The sequence below is a fragment of the Bacillus sp. FSL R9-9530 genome (assembly GCF_038008145.1).
In the GTDB taxonomy this organism is placed as follows: domain Bacteria; phylum Bacillota; class Bacilli; order Bacillales; family Bacillaceae_G; genus Bacillus_A; species Bacillus_A mycoides.
In genome coordinates this window covers 3,657,945-3,680,336 of sequence record NZ_JBBOYO010000001.1, presented here as the reverse complement: position 1 = coordinate 3,680,336, position 22,392 = coordinate 3,657,945, and the positions used below count along the sequence as shown (strand labels likewise).

The following is a 22,392-nucleotide window of genomic DNA, read 5'->3' as shown; positions in this document are numbered from 1 at the left end:
TTTCCGAGCGTTTTTCTTCAGAAGTTTTCTTATAATAGAAGTTAGGGATTAAAAAAGTGATGGGGGAGATAGTATGGCTGGGGAAACAATACTTGTCGTAGATGATGAAAAAGAAATTAGGAACCTTATTACAATTTATTTAAAGAACGAAGGATATAAAGTACTGCAAGCAGGGGATGGAGAAGAAGGGTTACGTATATTAGAAGAAAATGAAGTGCACTTAGTCGTATTAGATATTATGATGCCGAAAGTAGATGGTATTCATATGTGTATGAAAGTAAGGGAAGCGAAGGAAATGCCGATTATTATGCTTTCGGCAAAAACGCAAGATATGGATAAAATTTTAGGATTAACAACAGGTGCAGATGATTATGTAGCAAAACCGTTTAATCCGTTAGAGTTAATCGCAAGAATTAAATCGCAGCTACGTCGTTATATGAAAATGAATGGCTTTGCTATTCAAAATGAGGACGAGTTAGAAATTGGAGAGATGAAAATAAACATCTCCACTCATACAGTCATTGTGGATGGAGAAGAAGTGAAACTGACCCCGAGGGAATTTTCAATTTTAGAATTACTAGTCCGTAATCCGGGGATGGTCTTTAGTGCGGAACAAATTTATGAAAAGGTTTGGAACGAAAGATCTTTCCAGTCGGATAACACGGTAATGGTTCATATTCGGAAAGTGCGTGAAAAGATTGAGGAGAATCCAAGGAAGCCAATATATATAAAAACAGTATGGGGAGTGGGGTATAAGATTGAAAAAGATATTTAATCCATTTACTTATGTTAGGAAAATTCGAGAATTAATTGGAAAGATAGTGAAGAGTGTGAAACGGAGTATACGAATTCAACTTATTACTGCGTTTACTGCTTGTGCGTTGTTAGGGATTTTGTCAGCGAAGGCAGCAGCACCGTTTTTTGAGAATGCGAATCGAGAGGCGACGATCGATTATCGGGTTGGTATGGAACAAATTAATCAACAAGCTCAAAGCGTGGCAAATAGTTCAGTTCATGAAAATAAATTAGAAGCTATATCAACTATGATTGAAATAGAGAATCAAAATTTAGAACAAAACTCTAGAGCTTTAAAAGTGTTGGTCACTGACGAGAGCGGTAAAGTTTTATATAAAACGAAGCAGGCGCAAGAAGAGCAAATTGATTTGCATAATACAATTCGTAATGCATCGTCGTTTGCGATTAATTATATGAATGGTAGAAAAGAATTTGAAAGTACGAGAAAAGAATTTATAGCTTTTGCACCTATTACAATAGAAGATAAGAATTTATACATGTTTGTTAGTGGGATTCCAGAAGGTGAAGTAATATATGATACGCAAGAAGGACCGTTTCCGTTTTTCATAGGTGTACTTGTATTTATTTTCTCTTTCTTCTATATAACAAAGAGAAAGATGAAGCAAATTGAAGCGATGGCACAAGGTGTAAAGGAAATAGAAAAAGGAAACTTAGCGTACCGTATTGAGAAAAAAGGTGAAGATGAGATTGCGTCTTTAACTGAGAATATTAATAATATGGCGGAAGAGCTTATGAATAATATAGAAAAGGAACGTAAATTAGAGAAGCAAAAGAATGAGCTTATTACGAATGTATCACACGATTTACGTACACCACTGACTTCTATAATGGGTTACTTGCGATTACTTCGAGATTCTAAATATGAAAATAAAGAACAACATGATGAGTATACGAGAATTGCTTTTGCAAAGTCGGAGCAGTTAAAGAATTTAATAGAAGATTTATTTGAGTATACGAAGTTAACGAATGAACAAGTTGTATTAGAAAAACAGGAAGTGTGTGTAAATGAGTTACTTGATCAATTAATAGAAGAGTTAGTACCACAAGCGGAAGAGCATGGGCTTATGTTTGTTAAGAAGTTTCCTGAGGAACGTGCATATGCGATGATTGATTCGGAAAAGATGGTTCGTGTATTCGACAACTTACTAATGAATGCAATTAAGTATAGTAAAGATGACGGAGAGATAAAAGTTTCTCTTCAAAGGCAGCGCAGGAATATACAAATTGTTATTGCGAATCATAGTGAAGAGTTTACGAGAGAAGAGTTAGGGAACTTGTTTGAACGGTTTTATAAGAAAGATCAATCAAGAAGTAGAGTAACAGAAGGTTCGGGGCTCGGATTAGCTATTGCGAAAAGTATTGTTGAGTTGCAAGGTGGTAGTATTCGAGCTGAGTATGAGGACGGGATCGTTCAGTTCATCGTTTCATTACCAATTATAGAAAAATAATAAATGAATAGAATGTTATAGGATAAAAAGGCTTATTTTAAAAGGAATAAGCCTTTTTATATTTTTTTAGAAAAATATATTGACGATTAGAGTTTAGAGGTGTAATATAAAACAAGTCGCCGATAGCAACAACGCAGAAAGCGACAAACGAAATAAAAAACTTAGTTGACATTAACTAACGAAGATGTTAACATAAGGGAGTCGCAAATGAGCGACAAACAAGTTCTTTGAAAACTGAACGAAACAAACAACGTGAACGTCAATTTTTATTTTTAGATGCTAGACAAACTAACTTTATTGGAGAGTTTGATCCTGGCTCAGGATGAACGCTGGCGGCGTGCCTAATACATGCAAGTCGAGCGAATGGATTAAGAGCTTGCTCTTATGAAGTTAGCGGCGGACGGGTGAGTAACACGTGGGTAACCTACCCATAAGACTGGGATAACTCCGGGAAACCGGGGCTAATACCGGATAATATTTTGAACTGCATAGTTCGAAATTGAAAGGCGGCTTCGGCTGTCACTTATGGATGGACCCGCGTCGCATTAGCTAGTTGGTGAGGTAACGGCTCACCAAGGCGACGATGCGTAGCCGACCTGAGAGGGTGATCGGCCACACTGGGACTGAGACACGGCCCAGACTCCTACGGGAGGCAGCAGTAGGGAATCTTCCGCAATGGACGAAAGTCTGACGGAGCAACGCCGCGTGAGTGATGAAGGCTTTCGGGTCGTAAAACTCTGTTGTTAGGGAAGAACAAGTGCTAGTTGAATAAGCTGGCACCTTGACGGTACCTAACCAGAAAGCCACGGCTAACTACGTGCCAGCAGCCGCGGTAATACGTAGGTGGCAAGCGTTATCCGGAATTATTGGGCGTAAAGCGCGCGCAGGTGGTTTCTTAAGTCTGATGTGAAAGCCCACGGCTCAACCGTGGAGGGTCATTGGAAACTGGGAGACTTGAGTGCAGAAGAGGAAAGTGGAATTCCATGTGTAGCGGTGAAATGCGTAGAGATATGGAGGAACACCAGTGGCGAAGGCGACTTTCTGGTCTGTAACTGACACTGAGGCGCGAAAGCGTGGGGAGCAAACAGGATTAGATACCCTGGTAGTCCACGCCGTAAACGATGAGTGCTAAGTGTTAGAGGGTTTCCGCCCTTTAGTGCTGAAGTTAACGCATTAAGCACTCCGCCTGGGGAGTACGGCCGCAAGGCTGAAACTCAAAGGAATTGACGGGGGCCCGCACAAGCGGTGGAGCATGTGGTTTAATTCGAAGCAACGCGAAGAACCTTACCAGGTCTTGACATCCTCTGAAAACTCTAGAGATAGAGCTTCTCCTTCGGGAGCAGAGTGACAGGTGGTGCATGGTTGTCGTCAGCTCGTGTCGTGAGATGTTGGGTTAAGTCCCGCAACGAGCGCAACCCTTGATCTTAGTTGCCATCATTAAGTTGGGCACTCTAAGGTGACTGCCGGTGACAAACCGGAGGAAGGTGGGGATGACGTCAAATCATCATGCCCCTTATGACCTGGGCTACACACGTGCTACAATGGACGGTACAAAGAGCTGCAAGACCGCGAGGTGGAGCTAATCTCATAAAACCGTTCTCAGTTCGGATTGTAGGCTGCAACTCGCCTACATGAAGCTGGAATCGCTAGTAATCGCGGATCAGCATGCCGCGGTGAATACGTTCCCGGGCCTTGTACACACCGCCCGTCACACCACGAGAGTTTGTAACACCCGAAGTCGGTGGGGTAACCTTTATGGAGCCAGCCGCCTAAGGTGGGACAGATGATTGGGGTGAAGTCGTAACAAGGTAGCCGTATCGGAAGGTGCGGCTGGATCACCTCCTTTCTATGGAGAATTGATGAACGCAGTTCATCAATAAACGTTGACTTGTTTTGTTTCGTTCAGTTTTGAGAGAACTATCTCTCAAGTTTAAATGTATGTTCTTTGAAAACTAGATAACAGTGTAGCTCATATTTTTTTAATTTTAGTTTGGTTAAGTTAGAAAGGGCGCACGGTGGATGCCTTGACACTAGGAGTCGATGAAGGACGGGACTAACGCCGATATGCTTCGGGGAGCTGTAAGTAAGCTTTGATCCGAAGATTTCCGAATGGGGAAACCCACTATACGTAATGGTATGGTATCCTTACCTGAATACATAGGGTATGGAAGACAGACCCAGGGAACTGAAACATCTAAGTACCTGGAGGAAGAGAAAGCAAATGCGATTTCCTGAGTAGCGGCGAGCGAAACGGAATCTAGCCCAAACCAAGAGGCTTGCCTCTTGGGGTTGTAGGACATTCTATACGGAGTTACAAAGGAACGAGGTAGACGAAGCGACCTGGAAAGGTCCGTCACAGAGGGTAATAACCCCGTAGTCGAAACTTCGTTCTCTCTTGAATGTATCCTGAGTACGGCGGAACACGTGAAATTCCGTCGGAATCTGGGAGGACCATCTCCCAAGGCTAAATACTCCCTAGTGATCGATAGTGAACCAGTACCGTGAGGGAAAGGTGAAAAGCACCCCGGAAGGGGAGTGAAAGAGATCCTGAAACCGTGTGCCTACAAATAGTCAGAGCCCGTTAATGGGTGATGGCGTGCCTTTTGTAGAATGAACCGGCGAGTTACGATCCCGTGCGAGGTTAAGCTGAAGAGGCGGAGCCGCAGCGAAAGCGAGTCTGAATAGGGCGTTTAGTACGTGGTCGTAGACCCGAAACCAGGTGATCTACCCATGTCCAGGGTGAAGTTCAGGTAACACTGAATGGAGGCCCGAACCCACGCACGTTGAAAAGTGCGGGGATGAGGTGTGGGTAGCGGAGAAATTCCAATCGAACCTGGAGATAGCTGGTTCTCCCCGAAATAGCTTTAGGGCTAGCCTTAAGTGTAAGAGTCTTGGAGGTAGAGCACTGATTGAACTAGGGGTCCTCATCGGATTACCGAATTCAGTCAAACTCCGAATGCCAATGACTTATCCTTAGGAGTCAGACTGCGAGTGATAAGATCCGTAGTCAAGAGGGAAACAGCCCAGATCGCCAGCTAAGGTCCCAAAGTGTGTATTAAGTGGAAAAGGATGTGGAGTTGCTTAGACAACTAGGATGTTGGCTCAGAAGCAGCCACCATTTAAAGAGTGCGTAATAGCTCACTAGTCGAGTGACTCTGCGCCGAAAATGTACCGGGGCTAAATACACCACCGAAGCTGCGAATTGATACCAATGGTATCAGTGGTAGGGGAGCGTTCTAAGTGCAGTGAAGTCAGACCGGAAGGACTGGTGGAGCGCTTAGAAGTGAGAATGCCGGTATGAGTAGCGAAAGACGGGTGAGAATCCCGTCCACCGAATGCCTAAGGTTTCCTGAGGAAGGCTCGTCCGCTCAGGGTTAGTCAGGACCTAAGCCGAGGCCGACAGGCGTAGGCGATGGACAACAGGTTGATATTCCTGTACCACCTCTTTATCGTTTGAGCAATGGAGGGACGCAGAAGGATAGAAGAAGCGTGCGATTGGTTGTGCACGTCCAAGCAGTTAGGCTGATAAGTAGGCAAATCCGCTTATCGTGAAGGCTGAGCTGTGATGGGGAAGCTCCTTATGGAGCGAAGTCTTTGATTCCCCGCTGCCAAGAAAAGCTTCTAGCGAGATAAAAGGTGCCTGTACCGCAAACCGACACAGGTAGGCGAGGAGAGAATCCTAAGGTGTGCGAGAGAACTCTGGTTAAGGAACTCGGCAAAATGACCCCGTAACTTCGGGAGAAGGGGTGCTTTCTTAACGGAAAGCCGCAGTGAATAGGCCCAAGCGACTGTTTAGCAAAAACACAGGTCTCTGCGAAGCCGTAAGGCGAAGTATAGGGGCTGACACCTGCCCGGTGCTGGAAGGTTAAGGAGAGGGGTTAGCGTAAGCGAAGCTCTGAACTGAAGCCCCAGTAAACGGCGGCCGTAACTATAACGGTCCTAAGGTAGCGAAATTCCTTGTCGGGTAAGTTCCGACCCGCACGAAAGGTGTAACGATTTGGGCACTGTCTCAACCAGAGACTCGGTGAAATTATAGTACCTGTGAAGATGCAGGTTACCCGCGACAGGACGGAAAGACCCCGTGGAGCTTTACTGTAGCCTGATATTGAATTTTGGTACAGTTTGTACAGGATAGGCGGGAGCCATTGAAACCGGAGCGCTAGCTTCGGTGGAGGCGCTGGTGGGATACCGCCCTGACTGTATTGAAATTCTAACCTACGGGTCTCATCGACCCGGGAGACAGTGTCAGGTGGGCAGTTTGACTGGGGCGGTCGCCTCCTAAAGTGTAACGGAGGCGCCCAAAGGTTCCCTCAGAATGGTTGGAAATCATTCGTAGAGTGCAAAGGCATAAGGGAGCTTGACTGCGAGACCTACAAGTCGAGCAGGGACGAAAGTCGGGCTTAGTGATCCGGTGGTTCCGCATGGAAGGGCCATCGCTCAACGGATAAAAGCTACCCCGGGGATAACAGGCTTATCTCCCCCAAGAGTCCACATCGACGGGGAGGTTTGGCACCTCGATGTCGGCTCATCGCATCCTGGGGCTGTAGTCGGTCCCAAGGGTTGGGCTGTTCGCCCATTAAAGCGGTACGCGAGCTGGGTTCAGAACGTCGTGAGACAGTTCGGTCCCTATCCGTCGTGGGCGCAGGAAATTTGAGAGGAGCTGTCCTTAGTACGAGAGGACCGGGATGGACGCACCGCTGGTGTACCAGTTGTTCTGCCAAGGGCATAGCTGGGTAGCTATGTGCGGAAGGGATAAGTGCTGAAAGCATCTAAGCATGAAGCCCCCCTCAAGATGAGATTTCCCATAGCGTAAGCTAGTAAGATCCCTGAAAGATGATCAGGTTGATAGGTTCGAGGTGGAAGCATGGTGACATGTGGAGCTGACGAATACTAATAGATCGAGGACTTAACCATATAATATGAAGCTAATGTTATCTAGTTTTGAAGGAATATACCTTCATCAGTTTGGTGATGATGGCAGAGAGGTCACACCCGTTCCCATACCGAACACGGAAGTTAAGCTCTCTAGCGCCGATGGTAGTTGGGACCTTGTCCCTGTGAGAGTAGGACGTCGCCAAGCAACTTTAAGACGAGTCAGAATGACTCGTCTTTTTTGTGTTTTAAACTTCTTATCAGCCTCAAGTAAGTAATCCTTATTATTTTGATCCTCTCATATTTATTTTCTTTCATCATTTTTGATGTGTAGTTTAAGATTTTCTATTCTATTTTTTGTAGAAGCAATCTATCGGTGTGTTAAAATAGTACAGTTGTTTTTCGAGGTACTTTAATATAGGAAGATTTAAATTTTTTAAGGAGATAATATGAAGAAGATAGGTGTAATTACTATAGTGGTTTTAGTCCTTCTAGCAATTACTTATATGTTAGTCGGGAATTATTTTTATAATTATGCGTTGAATGCGAAACAAGAGAAAGAGTTTTTAGAGGATAATCCGCACTTAGTAGAAACTGTGAATGCATCGGGAGGTGTGTTTGCTACAAATGAAGAAAAGGATGCGAACTTTGTATCAAATCATAAACCTAATATACGAAACATAAATTCTTTCGATAAGTTGAAATTAACAGGTTATGAATATATGAATGAACAATCTAGCCATAAATGGGCAATTGTAGTTCATGGATATGATAGTAGGGCATCGAAAATGACGAAATATATCCGGAATTTTTATGAAGAAGGATATAACGTCATAGCGCCAGATCTTCGTGGGCATGGAAATAGTGAAGGTGATTATATAGGGATGGGCTGGCACGATCGTAAAGATATTTTGATTTGGATTCAACAAATTGTAAAGAAAGACCCTAATGCTGAAATAGCACTCTTTGGAGTTTCAATGGGGGGAGCAACTGTAATGATGACTTCAGGTGAAGAGTTACCCTCTAACGTTAAAGTTATTATTGAAGATTGTGGATACTCAACTGTTATTGATGAATTTACTTATCAATTAAACGATTTATTCCACTTGCCGAAGTTTCCTGTTATGAATGCGGCAAATACAGTTACAAAATTAAGAGCTGGATATGATTTAGAAGAAGCTTCAGCTGTAAAACAAGTAGCGAAAAGTAAAACACCGATGCTATTTATTCATGGGGACGCTGATACATTCGTTCCTTATGAAATGTTAGATGAAGTATATAATGCTGCAAAAGTAGAAAAAGAGAAATTAATTGTTCCAGGTGCTGGACATGGAGAAGCCGAGAAGGTAGATTCGAATAAATATTGGAATACCATATGGGAGTTCGTGGGGAGATACATTCCAGCGTAATTAGATTGTTTTAGATTTGTATTTTGTATATACGATAATCAGAAGGAAATGTTTTTATACTTTTGATTATCGTTTTTTCTATTTAAAAACTCATTTTAGTTTGTAGTATATAAGGTTTGAAGCATAAATTTTTGAATTCCTTATTGCCAGTGCTACAATAATTGAAAACTACATGTTAATGAGGTGTTTCTATGAAAATTGAAGTATGGTCAGATTTTGTATGCCCATTTTGTTATATTGGGAAACGTAGATTAGAAATGGCTTTAGAGCAATTTCCGCATAAGAAAGATGTTGAAGTTGAGTTTAAAAGTTTTGAATTAGACCAAAATGCTCCAATCTATTCTGGAACAAGTATTAATGAAGTACTTGCATCAAAGTATGGGATTAGTATTGAAGAAGCTAAGCGTAATAATATACAACTAGGCAATCATGCAGCTAGTATGGGGTTAAGTTTTAATTTTGAAGAGATGAAGCCGACGAACACTTTTGATGCGCATCGTCTTGCCAAATTTGCAAAGGATCAAGGGAAAGAAAAAGAGATTACGGAAAATCTACTTTGTGCATATTTCACTGAATCGAAAAATTTAAGTGATGTGGATACGCTTGCTACTATTGCTGAAGCTTCAGGTTTAGATAAGCAAGAAGCTCTACATGTTATTAATGATAAAAGCGCATATGCAAATGATGTTAGAATTGATGAAGCGATTGCTCAGCAATATCAAATTTCGGGAGTTCCTTATTTTATTATTAATCAAAAGTATGCTATTTCAGGTGCGCAACCACTTGAAACTTTTGTTGGTGCACTTCAGCAAGTTTGGGAAGAAGAGAATCCTGCACCTAAGTTACAAGAGCTTTCTTCAGAGGGTGGAAGCGATATGTCTTGTACGGATGAAAGTTGTTCTGTACCTTCAAAAGAACAATAGTTTTTATGATGGAATAGCAACCCATAGAGTGTTTCGTGGGTTGCTATTCTATTCTTATAGAAGAGGTATATAAATAGATAAATTAATAACGTAAATAGGATTTATAAAAAAATGAAGTTTTTTATAAAAACATATTGACGATTGTAGGTTAGAGGTGTAATATAGAACAAGTCGCCGATAGCAACAACGCAGAAAGCGACAAAAGAAATAAAAAAACTTGGTTGACATTGAAATATGAAAATGTTAACATAAGGGAGTCGCAAATGAGCGGCAAACAAGTTCTTTGAAAACTGAACGAAACAAACAACGTGAACGTCAATTTTTATTTTTAGATGCTAGACAAACTAACTTTATTGGAGAGTTTGATCCTGGCTCAGGATGAACGCTGGCGGCGTGCCTAATACATGCAAGTCGAGCGAATGGATTAAGAGCTTGCTCTTATGAAGTTAGCGGCGGACGGGTGAGTAACACGTGGGTAACCTACCCATAAGACTGGGATAACTCCGGGAAACCGGGGCTAATACCGGATAATATTTTGAACTGCATAGTTCGAAATTGAAAGGCGGCTTCGGCTGTCACTTATGGATGGACCCGCGTCGCATTAGCTAGTTGGTGAGGTAACGGCTCACCAAGGCGACGATGCGTAGCCGACCTGAGAGGGTGATCGGCCACACTGGGACTGAGACACGGCCCAGACTCCTACGGGAGGCAGCAGTAGGGAATCTTCCGCAATGGACGAAAGTCTGACGGAGCAACGCCGCGTGAGTGATGAAGGCTTTCGGGTCGTAAAACTCTGTTGTTAGGGAAGAACAAGTGCTAGTTGAATAAGCTGGCACCTTGACGGTACCTAACCAGAAAGCCACGGCTAACTACGTGCCAGCAGCCGCGGTAATACGTAGGTGGCAAGCGTTATCCGGAATTATTGGGCGTAAAGCGCGCGCAGGTGGTTTCTTAAGTCTGATGTGAAAGCCCACGGCTCAACCGTGGAGGGTCATTGGAAACTGGGAGACTTGAGTGCAGAAGAGGAAAGTGGAATTCCATGTGTAGCGGTGAAATGCGTAGAGATATGGAGGAACACCAGTGGCGAAGGCGACTTTCTGGTCTGTAACTGACACTGAGGCGCGAAAGCGTGGGGAGCAAACAGGATTAGATACCCTGGTAGTCCACGCCGTAAACGATGAGTGCTAAGTGTTAGAGGGTTTCCGCCCTTTAGTGCTGAAGTTAACGCATTAAGCACTCCGCCTGGGGAGTACGGCCGCAAGGCTGAAACTCAAAGGAATTGACGGGGGCCCGCACAAGCGGTGGAGCATGTGGTTTAATTCGAAGCAACGCGAAGAACCTTACCAGGTCTTGACATCCTCTGAAAACTCTAGAGATAGAGCTTCTCCTTCGGGAGCAGAGTGACAGGTGGTGCATGGTTGTCGTCAGCTCGTGTCGTGAGATGTTGGGTTAAGTCCCGCAACGAGCGCAACCCTTGATCTTAGTTGCCATCATTAAGTTGGGCACTCTAAGGTGACTGCCGGTGACAAACCGGAGGAAGGTGGGGATGACGTCAAATCATCATGCCCCTTATGACCTGGGCTACACACGTGCTACAATGGACGGTACAAAGAGCTGCAAGACCGCGAGGTGGAGCTAATCTCATAAAACCGTTCTCAGTTCGGATTGTAGGCTGCAACTCGCCTACATGAAGCTGGAATCGCTAGTAATCGCGGATCAGCATGCCGCGGTGAATACGTTCCCGGGCCTTGTACACACCGCCCGTCACACCACGAGAGTTTGTAACACCCGAAGTCGGTGGGGTAACCTTTATGGAGCCAGCCGCCTAAGGTGGGACAGATGATTGGGGTGAAGTCGTAACAAGGTAGCCGTATCGGAAGGTGCGGCTGGATCACCTCCTTTCTATGGAGAATTGATGAACGCAGTTCATCAATAAACGTTGACTTGTTTTGTTTCGTTCAGTTTTGAGAGAACTATCTCTCAAGTTTAAATGTATGTTCTTTGAAAACTAGATAACAGTGTAGCTCATATTTTTTTAATTTTAGTTTGGTTAAGTTAGAAAGGGCGCACGGTGGATGCCTTGACACTAGGAGTCGATGAAGGACGGGACTAACGCCGATATGCTTCGGGGAGCTGTAAGTAAGCTTTGATCCGAAGATTTCCGAATGGGGAAACCCACTATACGTAATGGTATGGTATCCTTACCTGAATACATAGGGTATGGAAGACAGACCCAGGGAACTGAAACATCTAAGTACCTGGAGGAAGAGAAAGCAAATGCGATTTCCTGAGTAGCGGCGAGCGAAACGGAATCTAGCCCAAACCAAGAGGCTTGCCTCTTGGGGTTGTAGGACATTCTATACGGAGTTACAAAGGAACGAGGTAGACGAAGCGACCTGGAAAGGTCCGTCACAGAGGGTAATAACCCCGTAGTCGAAACTTCGTTCTCTCTTGAATGTATCCTGAGTACGGCGGAACACGTGAAATTCCGTCGGAATCTGGGAGGACCATCTCCCAAGGCTAAATACTCCCTAGTGATCGATAGTGAACCAGTACCGTGAGGGAAAGGTGAAAAGCACCCCGGAAGGGGAGTGAAAGAGATCCTGAAACCGTGTGCCTACAAATAGTCAGAGCCCGTTAATGGGTGATGGCGTGCCTTTTGTAGAATGAACCGGCGAGTTACGATCCCGTGCGAGGTTAAGCTGAAGAGGCGGAGCCGCAGCGAAAGCGAGTCTGAATAGGGCGTTTAGTACGTGGTCGTAGACCCGAAACCAGGTGATCTACCCATGTCCAGGGTGAAGTTCAGGTAACACTGAATGGAGGCCCGAACCCACGCACGTTGAAAAGTGCGGGGATGAGGTGTGGGTAGCGGAGAAATTCCAATCGAACCTGGAGATAGCTGGTTCTCCCCGAAATAGCTTTAGGGCTAGCCTTAAGTGTAAGAGTCTTGGAGGTAGAGCACTGATTGAACTAGGGGTCCTCATCGGATTACCGAATTCAGTCAAACTCCGAATGCCAATGACTTATCCTTAGGAGTCAGACTGCGAGTGATAAGATCCGTAGTCAAGAGGGAAACAGCCCAGATCGCCAGCTAAGGTCCCAAAGTGTGTATTAAGTGGAAAAGGATGTGGAGTTGCTTAGACAACTAGGATGTTGGCTCAGAAGCAGCCACCATTTAAAGAGTGCGTAATAGCTCACTAGTCGAGTGACTCTGCGCCGAAAATGTACCGGGGCTAAATACACCACCGAAGCTGCGAATTGATACCAATGGTATCAGTGGTAGGGGAGCGTTCTAAGTGCAGTGAAGTCAGACCGGAAGGACTGGTGGAGCGCTTAGAAGTGAGAATGCCGGTATGAGTAGCGAAAGACGGGTGAGAATCCCGTCCACCGAATGCCTAAGGTTTCCTGAGGAAGGCTCGTCCGCTCAGGGTTAGTCAGGACCTAAGCCGAGGCCGACAGGCGTAGGCGATGGACAACAGGTTGATATTCCTGTACCACCTCTTTATCGTTTGAGCAATGGAGGGACGCAGAAGGATAGAAGAAGCGTGCGATTGGTTGTGCACGTCCAAGCAGTTAGGCTGATAAGTAGGCAAATCCGCTTATCGTGAAGGCTGAGCTGTGATGGGGAAGCTCCTTATGGAGCGAAGTCTTTGATTCCCCGCTGCCAAGAAAAGCTTCTAGCGAGATAAAAGGTGCCTGTACCGCAAACCGACACAGGTAGGCGAGGAGAGAATCCTAAGGTGTGCGAGAGAACTCTGGTTAAGGAACTCGGCAAAATGACCCCGTAACTTCGGGAGAAGGGGTGCTTTCTTAACGGAAAGCCGCAGTGAATAGGCCCAAGCGACTGTTTAGCAAAAACACAGGTCTCTGCGAAGCCGTAAGGCGAAGTATAGGGGCTGACACCTGCCCGGTGCTGGAAGGTTAAGGAGAGGGGTTAGCGTAAGCGAAGCTCTGAACTGAAGCCCCAGTAAACGGCGGCCGTAACTATAACGGTCCTAAGGTAGCGAAATTCCTTGTCGGGTAAGTTCCGACCCGCACGAAAGGTGTAACGATTTGGGCACTGTCTCAACCAGAGACTCGGTGAAATTATAGTACCTGTGAAGATGCAGGTTACCCGCGACAGGACGGAAAGACCCCGTGGAGCTTTACTGTAGCCTGATATTGAATTTTGGTACAGTTTGTACAGGATAGGCGGGAGCCATTGAAACCGGAGCGCTAGCTTCGGTGGAGGCGCTGGTGGGATACCGCCCTGACTGTATTGAAATTCTAACCTACGGGTCTCATCGACCCGGGAGACAGTGTCAGGTGGGCAGTTTGACTGGGGCGGTCGCCTCCTAAAGTGTAACGGAGGCGCCCAAAGGTTCCCTCAGAATGGTTGGAAATCATTCGTAGAGTGCAAAGGCATAAGGGAGCTTGACTGCGAGACCTACAAGTCGAGCAGGGACGAAAGTCGGGCTTAGTGATCCGGTGGTTCCGCATGGAAGGGCCATCGCTCAACGGATAAAAGCTACCCCGGGGATAACAGGCTTATCTCCCCCAAGAGTCCACATCGACGGGGAGGTTTGGCACCTCGATGTCGGCTCATCGCATCCTGGGGCTGTAGTCGGTCCCAAGGGTTGGGCTGTTCGCCCATTAAAGCGGTACGCGAGCTGGGTTCAGAACGTCGTGAGACAGTTCGGTCCCTATCCGTCGTGGGCGCAGGAAATTTGAGAGGAGCTGTCCTTAGTACGAGAGGACCGGGATGGACGCACCGCTGGTGTACCAGTTGTTCTGCCAAGGGCATAGCTGGGTAGCTATGTGCGGAAGGGATAAGTGCTGAAAGCATCTAAGCATGAAGCCCCCCTCAAGATGAGATTTCCCATAGCGTAAGCTAGTAAGATCCCTGAAAGATGATCAGGTTGATAGGTTCGAGGTGGAAGCATGGTGACATGTGGAGCTGACGAATACTAATAGATCGAGGACTTAACCATATAATATGAAGCTAATGTTATCTAGTTTTGAAGGAATATACCTTCATCAGTTTGGTGATGATGGCAGAGAGGTCACACCCGTTCCCATACCGAACACGGAAGTTAAGCTCTCTAGCGCCGATGGTAGTTGGGACCTTGTCCCTGTGAGAGTAGGACGTCGCCAAGCAACTTTAAGACGAGTCAGAATGACTCGTCTTTTTTGTGTTTAATGAAATAAGCTTGTTATTAATGGCTCAAGAAATCCATTGATAACAAGCTTATTTGTTTAAAGGTAAGCGTATTTATATAAATGAGGCCCTAGACACATTTGTAATTTCACAAATTTGATTTACAGTCATATCTCCCTCTTTATAAAGCTTTACTGCATAATTCATTCCTGCATGATTTTTATGGTACTTCTTTAACCGACCTTTAAACTTTCCTTCTTTCTTAGCCAGTTCAATTCCTTCACGCTGCCGCATACGGATAAGATCACGTTCTAATTGGTTTACACCCGCCATAACCGTAATTAAGAATTGGCTGTAGGGATTATCTTCTGATAAATCTAGCCATGTATCTTTTAAGGATTTTAAATTTGCCTTTTTACTCCGTATGTTATCGATTAATTCAAATAAATCTTGTGTACTACGAGTAATCCGAGTTAAGTCCGTAACATAAATGATGTCACCTTCTTGTATATCCTCTAACATTTTTTGAAGTTGCTCACGATCTTTTGTTGCTCCGGAAACTTTTTTTTCAAAAATAATATCCATTCCGATTTCGTTCAGTTGCTGAAATTGCCTTGAAGGATTCTGGCTAGTTGAACTGACGCGTATATAACCGATTTTCCGCAAAATATCACCTCATTTTTGAGACAAGTCTTATGAGATGCTCTTAACTATGATTTTATCAGTCTCCTACACTCTATTGATATATAATTGAACTAATTAACTGAATAATTACAGAAATGAGATGATACTGTATGATAATGGCTTTAATTCGTGAATAGCAAAGAAGCTACCACATGTTAAATTGAAGTGAACCTAAATAGTGGTACATGAAAAAAGTTTGAAGAAAAAAGTTCATTGTAACAGGCTATTTGTTTCATTTATCCCGCTATTTGCGGGCAATAAAACTCCCACCTCAAAATTCAGCTGGAGCAAAGAAGTTAGGTGGGAGTTTGGCTGCCTGTAAACGCCCGATTGGTGAAGGCTAATAATCAGTAGGGGATCAACAACCCCCACTGATTAAAGTTTCACTTTATTTGTTTTAAATAGTTATCTGGTGAAAGTGGTGGAGTTAAAAAGATAATAGCGCGTGTTCTTTTTTTCTGAATCTGGCTTTTGAAGAGCGGCGATAATTTCAAAATATAGTTCTTGAAAATCTTATGTATTACTTTCGCATATAACATTTTGGATAAAGATGTGTGGATTAATGTTTAGACTCTATAATCTTTTTTATAGTTTGGATAGTTTGTTACACGAAATTCCCAAGAAAATTTTCGGGCGGGAAGATCAGTTATGAGTAGTAATATTGGAACTGCTCTTGTACATAGTGTTCAGCTTCTTTATAAGTTCTACTTGTTTCCTCTAGTAGTTGGATAAGAATCTTTTTTTGTAGCCTTATAAATAAGATAACTAAAGTATAGTTGGCCACTGGTTGCTATTTGAACAGCATATTTGTCTTTATTATCACGTTGATATAAATAAGTTGGAGGAAGAATGGGTTCATCGGGAATAAATGTAGGTAGTTATATACTCTATTTGTAATTTGGTTGGAAATAATGAAACTATATGCTTTGTTAGCGATGCTATTTGCCCTTCTAACGGAAAAACTTATAGATATAGGGTACAACTCTTTAAATTTTATAATTTTGTAGCTTTTATATAGAAGATAAGTGTAAGTGAAAAATTATAGTGTGATTACTTAAATGCAAGGAAGTAGTGGTGTATAATAAGAGAATAGAACATTCGTTCTCGAATGGTGTAATGGACATGCTCAATCAATTGAGGCGCTTATTTTCTATTGGACATATGTGTTTAAAGAAGAGCTGCCATACTAGGTTCGGATTTCCAGTATAGCTTGTAACTTTACATGCTTTAGTGAAGTGGTTCTTCAGTAAAGTATATTTCAATTATTAATATTGGATTTATTGACACTCCCACTGCTAAAGGGGCAACCTGATTAACATCAGTGTGATTCTTGCTACCAAAGGCGAAGTCCATTTTTGGTATCGCTGACGTGCAAGATTGTAGTGTGCCATCACCACTCTCACTATAGACCGTATAGGTTCGCGAGCTACGCTGCTATGACCGTTTTGCATGTTCATATGTTTTAGCGTCTTTTTCTTGTCTATAGTTGGCGTGTATCAAAACAATAAGTGTTTTCTGTGAAAGTATCGTGAAATCTGTAAACGAACCAATTATTCTATCTCCAACTGGTTTTATGAAATAATCTACGAATGGTCCTTTACTCATCATAATTTTTAATATTAATTGAATCTAGTCTATAGTCGGTTCATTCTATTATGAATGGTTCAGGAGAGTGTGTGTACTGTTAGAAAGAGATATTGTAATTAAGATAAGGAGAGTAAATGAAGTTGCTAGAAAAGAATTTCTTGTGGAACCCAGTAATGTACGGGGAATAATCCTCTTGAAATAGAGAGGTTTGTTAGGGGAGATTAGTAGATAGAGGTAGATAATGATTGCTATTTAGTAAAATTTTTGTGGATTCTTATGTAACCTTTACTAATCGGGAATTTATGATCGTCAGGCTCACTACTAACTTCTTTGCTTCAGTCGAACTTTGAGGTGGGAGTCTTACTGTCCGCAAATAGCGGGATAAAATGGTGTGAACATATTAAATTAAATATCTTTATAAAAAGGTGTTGACGATTAGCTTATAGAGGTGTAATATAAAACAAGTCGCCGATAGCAACAACGCAGAAAGCGACAAAAGAAATAAAAAAACTTGGTTGACATTGAAATATGAAAATGTTAACATAAGGGAGTCGCAAATGAGCGGCAAACAAGTTCTTTGAAAACTGAACGAAACAAACAACGTGAACGTCAATTTTTATTTTTAGATGCTAGACAAACTAACTTTATTGGAGAGTTTGATCCTGGCTCAGGATGAACGCTGGCGGCGTGCCTAATACATGCAAGTCGAGCGAATGGATTAAGAGCTTGCTCTTATGAAGTTAGCGGCGGACGGGTGAGTAACACGTGGGTAACCTACCCATAAGACTGGGATAACTCCGGGAAACCGGGGCTAATACCGGATAATATTTTGAACTGCATAGTTCGAAATTGAAAGGCGGCTTCGGCTGTCACTTATGGATGGACCCGCGTCGCATTAGCTAGTTGGTGAGGTAACGGCTCACCAAGGCGACGATGCGTAGCCGACCTGAGAGGGTGATCGGCCACACTGGGACTGAGACACGGCCCAGACTCCTACGGGAGGCAGCAGTAGGGAATCTTCCGCAATGGACGAAAGTCTGACGGAGCAACGCCGCGTGAGTGATGAAGGCTTTCGGGTCGTAAAACTCTGTTGTTAGGGAAGAACAAGTGCTAGTTGAATAAGCTGGCACCTTGACGGTACCTAACCAGAAAGCCACGGCTAACTACGTGCCAGCAGCCGCGGTAATACGTAGGTGGCAAGCGTTATCCGGAATTATTGGGCGTAAAGCGCGCGCAGGTGGTTTCTTAAGTCTGATGTGAAAGCCCACGGCTCAACCGTGGAGGGTCATTGGAAACTGGGAGACTTGAGTGCAGAAGAGGAAAGTGGAATTCCATGTGTAGCGGTGAAATGCGTAGAGATATGGAGGAACACCAGTGGCGAAGGCGACTTTCTGGTCTGTAACTGACACTGAGGCGCGAAAGCGTGGGGAGCAAACAGGATTAGATACCCTGGTAGTCCACGCCGTAAACGATGAGTGCTAAGTGTTAGAGGGTTTCCGCCCTTTAGTGCTGAAGTTAACGCATTAAGCACTCCGCCTGGGGAGTACGGCCGCAAGGCTGAAACTCAAAGGAATTGACGGGGGCCCGCACAAGCGGTGGAGCATGTGGTTTAATTCGAAGCAACGCGAAGAACCTTACCAGGTCTTGACATCCTCTGAAAACTCTAGAGATAGAGCTTCTCCTTCGGGAGCAGAGTGACAGGTGGTGCATGGTTGTCGTCAGCTCGTGTCGTGAGATGTTGGGTTAAGTCCCGCAACGAGCGCAACCCTTGATCTTAGTTGCCATCATTAAGTTGGGCACTCTAAGGTGACTGCCGGTGACAAACCGGAGGAAGGTGGGGATGACGTCAAATCATCATGCCCCTTATGACCTGGGCTACACACGTGCTACAATGGACGGTACAAAGAGCTGCAAGACCGCGAGGTGGAGCTAATCTCATAAAACCGTTCTCAGTTCGGATTGTAGGCTGCAACTCGCCTACATGAAGCTGGAATCGCTAGTAATCGCGGATCAGCATGCCGCGGTGAATACGTTCCCGGGCCTTGTACACACCGCCCGTCACACCACGAGAGTTTGTAACACCCGAAGTCGGTGGGGTAACCTTTATGGAGCCAGCCGCCTAAGGTGGGACAGATGATTGGGGTGAAGTCGTAACAAGGTAGCCGTATCGGAAGGTGCGGCTGGATCACCTCCTTTCTATGGAGAATTGATGAACGCAGTTCATCAATAAACGTTGACTTGTTTTGTTTCGTTCAGTTTTGAGAGAACTATCTCTCAAGTTTAAATGTATGTTCTTTGAAAACTAGATAACAGTGTAGCTCATATTTTTTTAATTTTAGTTTGGTTAAGTTAGAAAGGGCGCACGGTGGATGCCTTGACACTAGGAGTCGATGAAGGACGGGACTAACGCCGATATGCTTCGGGGAGCTGTAAGTAAGCTTTGATCCGAAGATTTCCGAATGGGGAAACCCACTATACGTAATGGTATGGTATCCTTACCTGAATACATAGGGTATGGAAGACAGACCCAGGGAACTGAAACATCTAAGTACCTGGAGGAAGAGAAAGCAAATGCGATTTCCTGAGTAGCGGCGAGCGAAACGGAATCTAGCCCAAACCAAGAGGCTTGCCTCTTGGGGTTGTAGGACATTCTATACGGAGTTACAAAGGAACGAGGTAGACGAAGCGACCTGGAAAGGTCCGTCACAGAGGGTAATAACCCCGTAGTCGAAACTTCGTTCTCTCTTGAATGTATCCTGAGTACGGCGGAACACGTGAAATTCCGTCGGAATCTGGGAGGACCATCTCCCAAGGCTAAATACTCCCTAGTGATCGATAGTGAACCAGTACCGTGAGGGAAAGGTGAAAAGCACCCCGGAAGGGGAGTGAAAGAGATCCTGAAACCGTGTGCCTACAAATAGTCAGAGCCCGTTAATGGGTGATGGCGTGCCTTTTGTAGAATGAACCGGCGAGTTACGATCCCGTGCGAGGTTAAGCTGAAGAGGCGGAGCCGCAGCGAAAGCGAGTCTGAATAGGGCGTTTAGTACGTGGTCGTAGACCCGAAACCAGGTGATCTACCCATGTCCAGGGTGAAGTTCAGGTAACACTGAATGGAGGCCCGAACCCACGCACGTTGAAAAGTGCGGGGATGAGGTGTGGGTAGCGGAGAAATTCCAATCGAACCTGGAGATAGCTGGTTCTCCCCGAAATAGCTTTAGGGCTAGCCTTAAGTGTAAGAGTCTTGGAGGTAGAGCACTGATTGAACTAGGGGTCCTCATCGGATTACCGAATTCAGTCAAACTCCGAATGCCAATGACTTATCCTTAGGAGTCAGACTGCGAGTGATAAGATCCGTAGTCAAGAGGGAAACAGCCCAGATCGCCAGCTAAGGTCCCAAAGTGTGTATTAAGTGGAAAAGGATGTGGAGTTGCTTAGACAACTAGGATGTTGGCTCAGAAGCAGCCACCATTTAAAGAGTGCGTAATAGCTCACTAGTCGAGTGACTCTGCGCCGAAAATGTACCGGGGCTAAATACACCACCGAAGCTGCGAATTGATACCAATGGTATCAGTGGTAGGGGAGCGTTCTAAGTGCAGTGAAGTCAGACCGGAAGGACTGGTGGAGCGCTTAGAAGTGAGAATGCCGGTATGAGTAGCGAAAGACGGGTGAGAATCCCGTCCACCGAATGCCTAAGGTTTCCTGAGGAAGGCTCGTCCGCTCAGGGTTAGTCAGGACCTAAGCCGAGGCCGACAGGCGTAGGCGATGGACAACAGGTTGATATTCCTGTACCACCTCTTTATCGTTTGAGCAATGGAGGGACGCAGAAGGATAGAAGAAGCGTGCGATTGGTTGTGCACGTCCAAGCAGTTAGGCTGATAAGTAGGCAAATCCGCTTATCGTGAAGGCTGAGCTGTGATGGGGAAGCTCCTTATGGAGCGAAGTCTTTGATTCCCCGCTGCCAAGAAAAGCTTCTAGCGAGATAAAAGGTGCCTGTACCGCAAACCGACACAGGTAGGCGAGGAGAGAATCCTAAGGTGTGCGAGAGAACTCTGGTTAAGGAACTCGGCAAAATGACCCCGTAACTTCGGGAGAAGGGGTGCTTTCTTAACGGAAAGCCGCAGTGAATAGGCCCAAGCGACTGTTTAGCAAAAACACAGGTCTCTGCGAAGCCGTAAGGCGAAGTATAGGGGCTGACACCTGCCCGGTGCTGGAAGGTTAAGGAGAGGGGTTAGCGTAAGCGAAGCTCTGAACTGAAGCCCCAGTAAACGGCGGCCGTAACTATAACGGTCCTAAGGTAGCGAAATTCCTTGTCGGGTAAGTTCCGACCCGCACGAAAGGTGTAACGATTTGGGCACTGTCTCAACCAGAGACTCGGTGAAATTATAGTACCTGTGAAGATGCAGGTTACCCGCGACAGGACGGAAAGACCCCGTGGAGCTTTACTGTAGCCTGATATTGAATTTTGGTACAGTTTGTACAGGATAGGCGGGAGCCATTGAAACCGGAGCGCTAGCTTCGGTGGAGGCGCTGGTGGGATACCGCCCTGACTGTATTGAAATTCTAACCTACGGGTCTCATCGACCCGGGAGACAGTGTCAGGTGGGCAGTTTGACTGGGGCGGTCGCCTCCTAAAGTGTAACGGAGGCGCCCAAAGGTTCCCTCAGAATGGTTGGAAATCATTCGTAGAGTGCAAAGGCATAAGGGAGCTTGACTGCGAGACCTACAAGTCGAGCAGGGACGAAAGTCGGGCTTAGTGATCCGGTGGTTCCGCATGGAAGGGCCATCGCTCAACGGATAAAAGCTACCCCGGGGATAACAGGCTTATCTCCCCCAAGAGTCCACATCGACGGGGAGGTTTGGCACCTCGATGTCGGCTCATCGCATCCTGGGGCTGTAGTCGGTCCCAAGGGTTGGGCTGTTCGCCCATTAAAGCGGTACGCGAGCTGGGTTCAGAACGTCGTGAGACAGTTCGGTCCCTATCCGTCGTGGGCGCAGGAAATTTGAGAGGAGCTGTCCTTAGTACGAGAGGACCGGGATGGACGCACCGCTGGTGTACCAGTTGTTCTGCCAAGGGCATAGCTGGGTAGCTATGTGCGGAAGGGATAAGTGCTGAAAGCATCTAAGCATGAAGCCCCCCTCAAGATGAGATTTCCCATAGCGTAAGCTAGTAAGATCCCTGAAAGATGATCAGGTTGATAGGTTCGAGGTGGAAGCATGGTGACATGTGGAGCTGACGAATACTAATAGATCGAGGACTTAACCATATAATATGAAGCAAATGTTATCTAGTTTTGAAGGAATATACCTTCATCAGTTTGGTGATGATGGCAGAGAGGTCACACCCGTTCCCATACCGAACACGGAAGTTAAGCTCTCTAGCGCCGATGGTAGTTGGGACCTTGTCCCTGTGAGAGTAGGACGTCGCCAAGCAACTTTAAGACGAGTCAGAATGACTCGTCTTTTTTGTGTTTAATGAAATAAGCTTGTTATTAATGGCTCAAGAAATCCATTGATAA

General features: G+C 45.1%; 5 protein-coding genes and 9 rRNA genes. 13 read left to right on the top strand and 1 reads right to left on the bottom strand.

What is annotated here, in order from left to right; translation table 11 throughout:
- The first annotated feature begins 73 nt into the window (after positions 1 to 73).
- From MKX66_RS18330 to rrf (MKX66_RS18285), 10 genes are all read left to right on the top strand, one after another.
- Positions 74 to 775, top strand: coding sequence for a response regulator transcription factor (locus tag MKX66_RS18330; RefSeq protein ID WP_002029454.1), 702 nt, complete (start codon positions 74 to 76; stop codon positions 773 to 775).
- Positions 759 to 2,264: a sensor histidine kinase gene (locus tag MKX66_RS18325; RefSeq protein ID WP_002124847.1), complete on the top strand. Its 1,506-nt coding sequence runs from the start codon at positions 759 to 761 to the stop codon at positions 2,262 to 2,264. The genes MKX66_RS18330 and MKX66_RS18325 overlap by 17 nt, the downstream gene beginning before the upstream one ends.
- A gap of 294 nt (positions 2,265 to 2,558) precedes the next feature.
- A 16S ribosomal RNA gene (locus MKX66_RS18320) occupies positions 2,559 to 4,110 on the top strand.
- Between the two features lie 146 nt (positions 4,111 to 4,256).
- Positions 4,257 to 7,178, top strand: a 23S ribosomal RNA gene (locus tag MKX66_RS18315).
- A 50-nt stretch (positions 7,179 to 7,228) separates the two neighbouring features.
- A 5S ribosomal RNA gene (gene rrf / locus MKX66_RS18310) occupies positions 7,229 to 7,344 on the top strand.
- The 16S, 23S and 5S rRNA genes sit together here, the layout of an rRNA operon.
- 241 nt (positions 7,345 to 7,585) lie before the next feature.
- Positions 7,586 to 8,545 (top strand): alpha/beta hydrolase, encoded by a 960-nt coding sequence (locus tag MKX66_RS18305; protein ID WP_033709745.1) that lies wholly within the window; start codon positions 7,586 to 7,588, stop codon positions 8,543 to 8,545.
- A gap of 191 nt (positions 8,546 to 8,736) precedes the next feature.
- Positions 8,737 to 9,468, top strand: a complete 732-nt coding sequence (locus MKX66_RS18300; RefSeq protein WP_002035454.1) for a DsbA family oxidoreductase — start codon at positions 8,737 to 8,739, stop codon at positions 9,466 to 9,468.
- A 350-nt stretch (positions 9,469 to 9,818) separates the two neighbouring features.
- Positions 9,819 to 11,370, top strand: a 16S ribosomal RNA gene (locus tag MKX66_RS18295).
- Between the two features lie 146 nt (positions 11,371 to 11,516).
- Positions 11,517 to 14,438, top strand: a 23S ribosomal RNA gene (locus tag MKX66_RS18290).
- 50 nt (positions 14,439 to 14,488) lie between these two features.
- A 5S ribosomal RNA gene (gene rrf, locus MKX66_RS18285) occupies positions 14,489 to 14,604 on the top strand.
- A 115-nt stretch (positions 14,605 to 14,719) separates the two neighbouring features.
- Here rrf (MKX66_RS18285) and MKX66_RS18280 read toward each other — a convergent pair.
- The gene (locus MKX66_RS18280) at positions 14,720 to 15,271 is read right to left on the bottom strand and encodes a recombinase family protein (protein ID WP_326997717.1); all 552 of its coding nucleotides are present in this window, start codon (positions 15,269 to 15,271) and stop codon (positions 14,720 to 14,722) included.
- 2,249 nt (positions 15,272 to 17,520) lie between these two features.
- Between MKX66_RS18280 and MKX66_RS18275 the strand changes: the two genes are divergently transcribed.
- From MKX66_RS18275 to rrf (MKX66_RS18265), 3 genes are all read left to right on the top strand, one after another.
- Positions 17,521 to 19,072, top strand: a 16S ribosomal RNA gene (locus MKX66_RS18275).
- A gap of 146 nt (positions 19,073 to 19,218) precedes the next feature.
- Positions 19,219 to 22,140, top strand: a 23S ribosomal RNA gene (locus tag MKX66_RS18270).
- Positions 22,141 to 22,190: 50 nt separating this feature from the next.
- Positions 22,191 to 22,306 (top strand): 5S ribosomal RNA (rrf, locus tag MKX66_RS18265).
- The last annotated feature ends 86 nt before the right edge of the window (positions 22,307 to 22,392 follow it).